This is a genomic window from Gammaproteobacteria bacterium (assembly GCA_011375345.1).
Taxonomy (GTDB): Bacteria; Pseudomonadota; Gammaproteobacteria; order DRLM01; family DRLM01; genus DRLM01.
In genome coordinates, this window is sequence record DRLM01000149.1 from 1 (window position 1) to 8,327 (window position 8,327).

At 59.4% G+C, this 8,327-nt stretch carries 7 protein-coding genes; 3 read left to right on the plus strand and 4 right to left on the minus strand.

What is annotated here, in order from left to right:
* The 3 genes from ENJ19_11370 to ENJ19_11380 form a co-directional block, all read left to right on the plus strand.
* The coding region (locus ENJ19_11370; protein HHM06320.1) for a TonB-dependent receptor at positions 1-2,014 on the plus strand (2,014 nt) is incomplete at its 5' end.
* Positions 2,015-2,027: 13 nt separating this feature from the next.
* Positions 2,028-2,873 (plus strand): citrate synthase, encoded by an 846-nt coding sequence (locus tag ENJ19_11375; protein ID HHM06321.1) that lies wholly within the window; start codon positions 2,028-2,030, stop codon positions 2,871-2,873.
* On the plus strand, positions 2,866-3,684 hold the full coding sequence (locus ENJ19_11380) for a hypothetical protein (protein HHM06322.1): 819 nt from the start codon (positions 2,866-2,868) through the stop codon (positions 3,682-3,684). Before ENJ19_11375 ends, ENJ19_11380 begins: the two co-directional genes overlap by 8 nt.
* A gap of 5 nt (positions 3,685-3,689) precedes the next feature.
* Here ENJ19_11380 and ENJ19_11385 read toward each other — a convergent pair whose 3' ends face one another.
* The 4 genes from ENJ19_11385 to ENJ19_11400 all read right to left on the minus strand — a co-directional run bounded on the left by ENJ19_11385 (position 3,690) and on the right by ENJ19_11400 (position 8,325).
* Complete coding sequence (locus ENJ19_11385) at positions 3,690-5,273, minus strand: HAMP domain-containing protein (GenBank protein ID HHM06323.1); 1,584 nt, start codon at positions 5,271-5,273, stop codon at positions 3,690-3,692.
* Positions 5,274-5,285: 12 nt separating this feature from the next.
* Positions 5,286-6,338 carry an ABC transporter substrate-binding protein gene (locus ENJ19_11390; protein HHM06324.1) on the minus strand — a complete coding sequence of 351 codons (1,053 nt, stop codon included), beginning with the start codon at positions 6,336-6,338 and terminating at the stop codon, positions 5,286-5,288.
* Between the two features lie 378 nt (positions 6,339-6,716).
* Complete coding sequence (locus tag ENJ19_11395; protein ID HHM06325.1) at positions 6,717-7,166, minus strand: DUF1249 domain-containing protein; 450 nt, start codon at positions 7,164-7,166, stop codon at positions 6,717-6,719.
* A gap of 427 nt (positions 7,167-7,593) precedes the next feature.
* The gene (locus ENJ19_11400) at positions 7,594-8,325 is read right to left on the minus strand and encodes a slipin family protein (GenBank protein ID HHM06326.1); all 732 of its coding nucleotides are present in this window, start codon (positions 8,323-8,325) and stop codon (positions 7,594-7,596) included.
* Between the last annotated feature and the right edge of the window lie 2 nt (positions 8,326-8,327).

Below are 8,327 nucleotides of genomic sequence, written 5' to 3' on the forward strand. Positions count from 1 at the left end.
CGACGAGGACTTCATCAGTATCGCCACCGGGGCCCGCCAGCCCATAGCCCGGGCGCCCGCCGTGGCCAGTGTGGTGACGGCGGAAGACATCAAGCGTATGGGGGCGACCACGCTGGATGAGGTGTTGGAGACCGTCGCCGGCCTGCATGTATCCCTGTCTTCCCTGCGCTTCAGTCCCATTTATTCCATCCGCGGCATCTATACCGACACCAACCCCCACGTGCTGGTGCTGGTAAACGGCTCGCCCATGACCCAGCTTTTTGCCGGGGACCGCGGGATCCGCTCAACATTGCCTGTCAACAACATCTCCCGCATAGAGATCATCCGGGGACCCGGCTCTGCCGTCTACGGGGCCGATGCCTTCGCCGGCGTCATCAATGTGATCACCAAAACGGCACAAGATATCAATGGCCTGGACCTGGGGCTGAGAGCGGGGTCTTTTGACACCAGGGAGGCCTGGCTGCAATTGGGCGACAGCTGGAAGAAAGTGGACGTCGCCTTCAGCCTGCAATGGAGCGACACCGACGGTGATGACAGTCGCATCATCGAGCAGGACGCCCAAACCGGCTTCGACCAGGCGCTGGGCACCCGGGCCAGCCTGGCGCCCGGCCCCGCCGCCACGCAGCAAGAGCGCCTCGACCTCAATCTGGATCTCGGCTATGACAACTGGCGCCTTCAACTGTGGAAATGGCGGCAGTACAAGGTGGGTACCGGCCCCGGTGTGGCCCTCGCCCTGGATTCGGGGGGCAAAGCAAACGCAGACAATTTCAAGGGTGACCTGAGATACAGGCAAACCCTACGTGATTCCAACTGGGATGTAGACGCCCGACTGGGGTATATGGACATAGATTCTCGATCAGAGCAAACACTCTTCCCAAAAAACTCAAAGCTGCCTATCGGCAACGACGGCAATATCAACCCCTTGTCGAGCAACACTGTCACCTTTACCGACGGCGTCATCGGCAACCCCGGCGTGTTCGAAACGCATTACCGCGCGGACGTCGGGGCGTTCTATACCGGCATCGACGCACACCGGATTCGCCTGGGCTCGGGTTACGCCTACGCCAAGCTACGCGGAACGGAAACCAAAAACTTCGGCCCGGGCGTCATCGACGGCACCGAGGGCACGGTGAACGGCAGCCTCACGGACGTGACCGGCACCGATTCCGTGTTCATCGCCCCCCATTCCAGACGCCTCCGCTATGTCTTTTTGCAGGATGAATGGTCTTTTACCACGGACTGGGATTTGGTGTGGGGCGTGCGCTACGACCACTACTCTGATTTTGGCGAAACGGTCAACCCCCGGGCGGCGCTGATATGGCAGACGGCCTTTGACCTGACCACCAAGCTGCTCTATGGCAAAGCATTCAGGGCGCCCTCCTTTGCCGAGCTGTTTTCACAAAACAATCCTATTCGAGAAGGAAACAAAAATTTGTTGCCGGAGACCGTAGAAACATATGAACTGGCATTTGACTACCAACCGATATTTGATCTGGCAACCCGTGTAAATTTATATTACTACGTGATTTCTGATCTAATTTCACCAGAGTTATCCGGGCAATCCTTCGTTTTTCAGAACGTGGGAAGACAATCCGGCAGGGGAATTGAATGGGAACTGGATTGGAAGGTTACGCCCACACTCCGCCTCAGCGCCAACTACGCCTTCGTCGACGCCACGAACGAACGCACGGGCTCAAACGCCGGAAATTCGCCCCAGCACCAACTCTACGGACGCCTCAACTGGACATTCGCCGCCGGCTGGCAACTCACGCCGGAACTGAACTGGGTGGGGAAACGCAAACGGGTGGCCGGTGACCCCCGCCCGCCGCTGGACAGCTACCTTATCGCCAACGCGATGCTGCGTTATGACTCTTTCGACCAGACATGGCAAACGGCGCTGGGGCTGCGAAACCTGTTCGACCAAGACGCGCGCGAACCCAGCCCCGCCCAGGTACCCGGCGATTTTCCCCTCCCGGAACGCAGCGTGTACCTGGAGTTCCGCTACCACCTCTAGAAAGCGCGCAGCCATGGCCACTGAGAAGACACGGAACCCGCAGACCCGCCTTCGCGGCGAGCGTTTCGCCGACAAGATCACGACCCGCCTGTGGCAGGAAATCCCGTCTCCCGGAAACCCCTACATCGCCCGCTCATCCCGCTGCCACGGCTACCAGCTCAGCGAACTCATCGAAAAACGAAGCTATGCCGATGTCGTTTTCCTGCTGTTCAAAGGTGAGCTTCCCACTGCAAAACAGTCGCGACTGCTGGAATCGCTGATGATCGGATTGATCAATCCGGGACCGAGACACCCGGCAACCCGCAGCGCCATATCCGCCGCCGTCAGCAAAACCCATCCCGAACACCTATTGCCCATAGCGCTGTCTGTTTTAAGCGGCGCCCACCTGGGCGCCGCCGAAGTAAGCCAGGCGATGCGCTTTATCTCAAAAAACATGGGCGTCCCGCCCGGCGATGCCGCAAAACGGCTGTTGCGCACGGAGGAAAAAGCAGGACAGGGCGATTGGCATATTGCCCCGGGCTTCGGCAGCCGCTTTGGCGGCGAAGACTTGCTCACGGCAGACCTCGCCGAAGCACTGTGCCGCCACGCTGATGAAGAAGGCCCCCTGCTTTGGGCCAGGGCCTTTGTAGAATGTTTACCGCCCTGTTCGATGGGCTGGCTCCCTACCGGGCTGGCCGCGGCAGTTTTTTGCGATCTCGGTTTCAGCCACCGCTCGGGGCCTGGCCTCTTCCAACTCATTTCCGCGCCGGGCCTGCTCGCCCACGGCCTGGAGTTCGCCAACAAACCCATCACATCGGTGCCGTTTATTGACAATGATCACTACGTGATGAACATGAAACGAAGGCCGCGCAGTGGATAACGTGGAATTTTGGGACTCAAACAGGAAAATTATTCGTTCCCAGGCGGGAGGTGCCCGTATCGGTGAAGGCACAGCATACAGCAGGGGGTACTCCGTTCTGGAGGAGCTCGTTGGGGAGATTTCGTATTTTCAGATGTTGGTCCTCAACGTTACCGGAAATCTGGTCTCCAGACGGCTGGGCGAATGGATAGAGGCCACTTTTTTGTGTATGAGCTGGCCGGATTCAAGAATCTGGTGCAATCAGGTGGGAGCGTTTGGTGGAACAACAAAAGCCTCTCCCGTCTCCTCCGTCACCGCAGGTATTCTTGCATCGGACTCCAAGCTCTACGGGCCTGGCACCGTCAGAGGAGCCACCCACTTCATCACTTCAGCACTGCGGCGGGTGAATGAGGGACAAACACTAGAGGAAGTCATTTATTCCCATAGCAGAAAACCGGGCGCACAACCAACCATTCCCGGATACGCAAGACCCATTGCCTACGGTGATGAGCGCATCGAAGCCATGGAGAAAGTCCGGAAAAAACTTCGTCTGGATTGTGGCCCGCATCTGGAACTTGCCTTCAAGGTTCAGGAATTTCTCCTGGACAAGCACGGGGAAAGCATGAATCTGGCCGGATATATAATGGCTTTCCTCAGTGACCAGGGCATGACAGCCGAGCAGATCTACCGCATCTACGCGCTTTGCGTCAACAACGGCATCCACGCCTGCTACGCCGAAGCCTACGACAACCCGCCGGAGAGTTTCCTGCCATTGCGCTGCGAGGACATCGAATACACCGGCCACGCGCCCCGGCCGGTGCCTGACAAGTGAGTCGTTCAACGCGGCGCGGTGGCGGTGCTCAGTTCATCCTGCACCACCACGGGCAGCGGTATTTCCAGTTCGAAGGTGGTGCCTTGCCCCACCACGCTGCGTAAGCGTATTTCACCGCCCATCAACTGGCCCAGGCGCCGGCTGATGCTGAGCCCGAGGCCCGTGCCGCCGTATTCGCGGGTGGTGGTCATGTCGGCCTGGCGGAAGGCCTCAAACACACGGGCCTGCTGCTCCTGTGTCATGCCTATGCCGGTGTCCGACACGGCAATGCGCAGCGCGGCCGGGTCGATGTCGGCCGTCACTGTGATGCGCCCGTCCTTGGTGAACTTGGCGGCGTTGCCCAGCAGGTTGATCACAATCTGCCGCAGCTTGGGGCCGTCAATGTCCACATCCTGCCCAGCGCCGTTCACCTCCACGCTGATCTCGTTATTGTTCCTGGAGGCCAGCACGCGCACGGTGTCTACCGCGTCGCGCAGCAGTTCCTCGATATCGGTGGGCTCCAGCCACAATTCCATGCGGCCGGCCTCGATCTTGGCCAGATCGAGAATGCTGTTGATCATGCCGAGCAGATGGGTGGCCGCATTGTGCACCCGCCTGAGATCGGACACCGCCTCGTCATGGCCCTCCGCTTCCATTTCCTCCAGCAGGATTTCGGAATAGCCGATGATGGCGTTGAGTGGTGTGCGCAATTCATGGCTCATGTTGGCGAGAAACTCCGACTTGTGCCGGCTTGCCGCCAGCGCCTGGTCCCGCGCCTCGACCAGTTCCCGGGTCCGCTGCGCCACTTGGGATTCCAGACTGTCGTTCTGTTCGCGCAGTCTCCGGTCGCGTTCCTCCAGGCCTTCCATCATGCGGTTGAAGACTGCGGCCATGTTCTGAATTTCAATCGGGCCGCTCAAAACAGCGCGGATATTTGCCAGACCACCGTCGGTTTGCTGCATGGACTGCGACAGCTTTTCCAGCGGCGTGGTCACCCGGCCGACGATGACGCGCAACAGCAGCAGCAACACCGTGGCAAACAGCATCGCCACCAGCACGTTGTCTACAAATATTCTGGCCTGGGCCTGGCTGAGTTCTGCTTTGCTCATGCTCACCTGGACATAACCCAGGTATTCACTGGCGGGGCTTTCCACACCAAACTCAGCGCCACCGCCGTCTGCGTTGCCGCTGCCGCTGTAGACCAGCGCCACAAAATGCAGGGCGTTGCGCTCTTCAAACACGGCAGGCCCGCTGCCAGCCTGGGGTGTCTGCGGCTTCCAGGCGGGTTCACTGCCCCGGCCCAACAAACGCGAACCGGACTTGGTATAAATGGCAACGTGGGTCACATTGGGAAAGGCGAGGGTCGCCGCCGCGGAATCCTGACCGTTTTCTTCCGCATCAAACAACAACGCCAGCACACTTTGATCGGCGAAGTTGTTCACGATTCTCCGCCCCTGCTCCACCAGCAGTTGTTTAAGGTTGCGGCTCTCCAGCCAGGCGGTGGTAAGCGAGGCCGCGAGAGTCAGGGCAAACACGCCGAGGAACACAGTAAGCAGCAGCTGGCGCTGCAGGCGCATACGGCTGGGAAGCAGCTTTTCGAGGATATCCATACCGGTGAATAATCAGCGTACAGGAAACTTCAGGCTGAAACGTTCGCCGTTGTTGAGCGTGACGCCGACATGTTCAGCGGTGCGGGTATTGACCGCGGACTGCAGCGCCTGGGTGAGACGAACCCCCTGGGGGCAGCGCTGGTGGGACTGGCGCAGACACGCTATCACCAATTCCCCCAGTTCCGCCCCCATTTGGCGGTTGTCCGGAAAGAGCGCGAACAAAGCCCCCCGCTTGGCATGAACCGGGTTGCTGGAGAACACCACGAAGCTGCTCCGCCAGGCCTCCCGCAGCAGCAGAGGCAATACCGCCCGCTCGTCCAGCGATTTCGCATCAGGAGGCAGCCACAGGGCTTCTTTGCGCCCGTCGATGGACTTGAGCACCTTGCGGTACATGCGGGCGCCTTCCCGGCGGCTGCGCACCCCGTGCCTGACAAGTTTCAAACCGTTCAGTTGCGCGGCCTCCTGCGCCCGCTCCACCAGCCAGCTCAGGCTGTCCTCGGAATACACCACGTGCACCGTTTCCATGGCAGGCGACAACTGCCGCAGTGTTTCGAAAAGCGGGTAGGGATCCACCGCCAGACTCACCCCCGTCATCCCGGTGGCGTCCCTGCTTCCCGGCGGGAGCAACAAGGCACCCAGCACCAGCGGCAAATCACCGTCATCCAAAACCGCATTCGCCGCCAGATACGCCCGTTTTCCCAGGGCGATGACAGCCTGGACCCGCTCGCGCCGGATAAAGGCTTGGACGGCAGCCTGGTCGGTTCCCGGGGTCAGCGCCAGGGTTCGGGCATCGAGCCCGGGATGGGCCCTGATCCCCTCGATGATGGAAACAAATACCTTGCGAAAGGGCTCCCGCACGTCGGGAAACAACACCGCCACCACTTCCGCCCGCCCGGGCACGCTGATAAACAGGCCTATCAAAAAGAGAAGACACCCGGCCAGGCAGGGCCGCAGGTTATTGGAACAATCAGCCGCCACCGGCACCGCGCGGCCAGCGGGGAAAGAGGGAGCGCTCATCCATAACCCGAAGCAAGCCGGCAACCCCATGTTCAAAGTGTACACCACGCGGAGAGTATTGCTTACAGGGTTTTAGCGCCTGTGGCCGGTGAAAGCAAGCCCTTTGGGCTAACCAGAACGGTAACGGGTCAATGATACTCGCCGTGATCAGCGACCCGGCGGTCGAAGAAGGAACTCTCGCCATCAAACAAATACTGCATGGGCAAAAAAAGAAAACCGGTCTGTTCCCCTGAAACAGGGCCGGGTTCATCCCGGGACAGCAGTCCGCTGACGGTATCGTCGTCATCCCATGGGCGCCGCATTGTGGTTCCCCTCGATTATTTCGCGGGCCGAAATCCCAATGGCCCCCACTTTGTCCATTGCAGGATGTATCGGTTCTGGGGAAAAAAGCTGAACCTCATGACGGTCACAGGAACCGCTCACCGCTTACCCTGCGGTTGACGATTTCAGCGCACAGGCGATCCGGACGTTACCGCTCAGGCAACTGTCCAGCCACTCTTCGAGAAAATGATTCACACGGCGTTTTTCATGGGGTTGGAACATGGCTGCGTTGGGGTAAGGGTATACCGCCTTGAGATGACGGCAGTTCTGGTAGGCCAGCACCTCCGCCACACGGGCGTCGTGATAGAGCCGCACTTTGACCAGAGGATCACGCACCGAAGGCGGCAAGCCCAAAGACTGGGACAGCTTGATCAGACTGGTATAGCGGGTGCGTTCCAACACCTCGACATAAAGATCGGGCCGCCCTGCCATAACCAGGGCCAGGCTGTTGTGGCCGCAAAACAAGGCGGGAAACGCGGCTTCCAGCTTCTCAAAGTTGCGTTCGTACACACCAAGATGGCTATATTCGCGGCATTCAACAAGCGGCAACTGCACAAGCTACTCCTAAAATTTACAGGCGGTTGAAAAAGGTCATCCGGACTTTTTTCAACGCACCGAACCCGGCACCTGTCGGAGTTCGGCAACCCCCAGGCTGTTCATCAACGGCCCGCCAGGGAGACAAGACTCATTACGACGCCACCACCTTGACATTTCTGCAACGCCCTGAACGAGTCAATTGCCATAAAACCGATGTAAGAGTATCGGCACCGCACCCCGGAATAACAGACGTTAACACTATGCCATCATCTATTCAATCGGCTGTTTGTCACCCTGGTCCGCCCGGCACGGGCGACAGCGCCCACACTTTCAGAGTGATTGAAAACGAGTGCGTAACACCGCCCGCCGGCGCTCCGGCTTCCGCTTTGCCCCAGCACCCGGACCTCACGCCGGCGCCACCGGCGCAACGATAACGCGGACCCTTTCAGGCACCGCCTTTTTCTGACGCTCCGCCGGCTCCGCTGTGTTTTTCCAAAAACGGCGTGATGATATCCATGGGCAGGGGAAACACAATCGTGGAGTTTTGTTCACCGGCGATGGTTGTCAGTGTTTGCAAATAGCGCAGTTGCAGCGCCTGCGGTTTTTCCGCCAAGGTGTGGGCGGCCTCCACCAGCTTCTCGGAGGCCTGCTGCTCGCCTTCGGCGTGAATCACTTTGGCCCGCCGTTCGCGTTCCGCCTCCGCCTGGCGGGCAATGGCGCGGATCATGCTCTCATCCAGATCCACATGTTTGATTTCCACATTGGCCACTTTGATGCCCCAGGTGTCCGTCTGCGTGTCCAGTATCTGCTGGATGTCCGCATTGAGCTTTTCGCGACCGGCCAGCATGTCGTCCAGTTCGTGCTGACCCAGAACCGAGCGCAATGTGGTCTGCGCCAACTGGCTGGTGGCCGCATCGAAGTTCTCCACCTGGATAATCGCTTTCTCGGGATCGATCACCCGGTAGTAAATCACCGCGTTCACCTTCACCGAAACATTGTCACGGGAGATGACATCCTGGCTGGGTACGTCCATCACCACGGTACGCAAATCCACCCGCACCATTTGCTGCAACAACGGGATGACGATAATGAGTCCGGGTCCCTTCACCTTCCAAAAACGGCCCAGCATAAACACCACCCCACGCTCGTACTCCCGCAGCACACGGAAGGCGCTGATGA

Coding starts and splice junctions, on each gene's coding strand:
- ENJ19_11385 (HHM06323.1), bottom strand. CDS start 5,273: ATGGATATCCTCGAAAAGCTGCTTCCCAGCCGTATGCGCCTGCAGCGC.
- ENJ19_11375 (HHM06321.1), top strand. CDS start 2,028: ATGGCCACTGAGAAGACACGGAACCCGCAGACCCGCCTTCGCGGCGAG.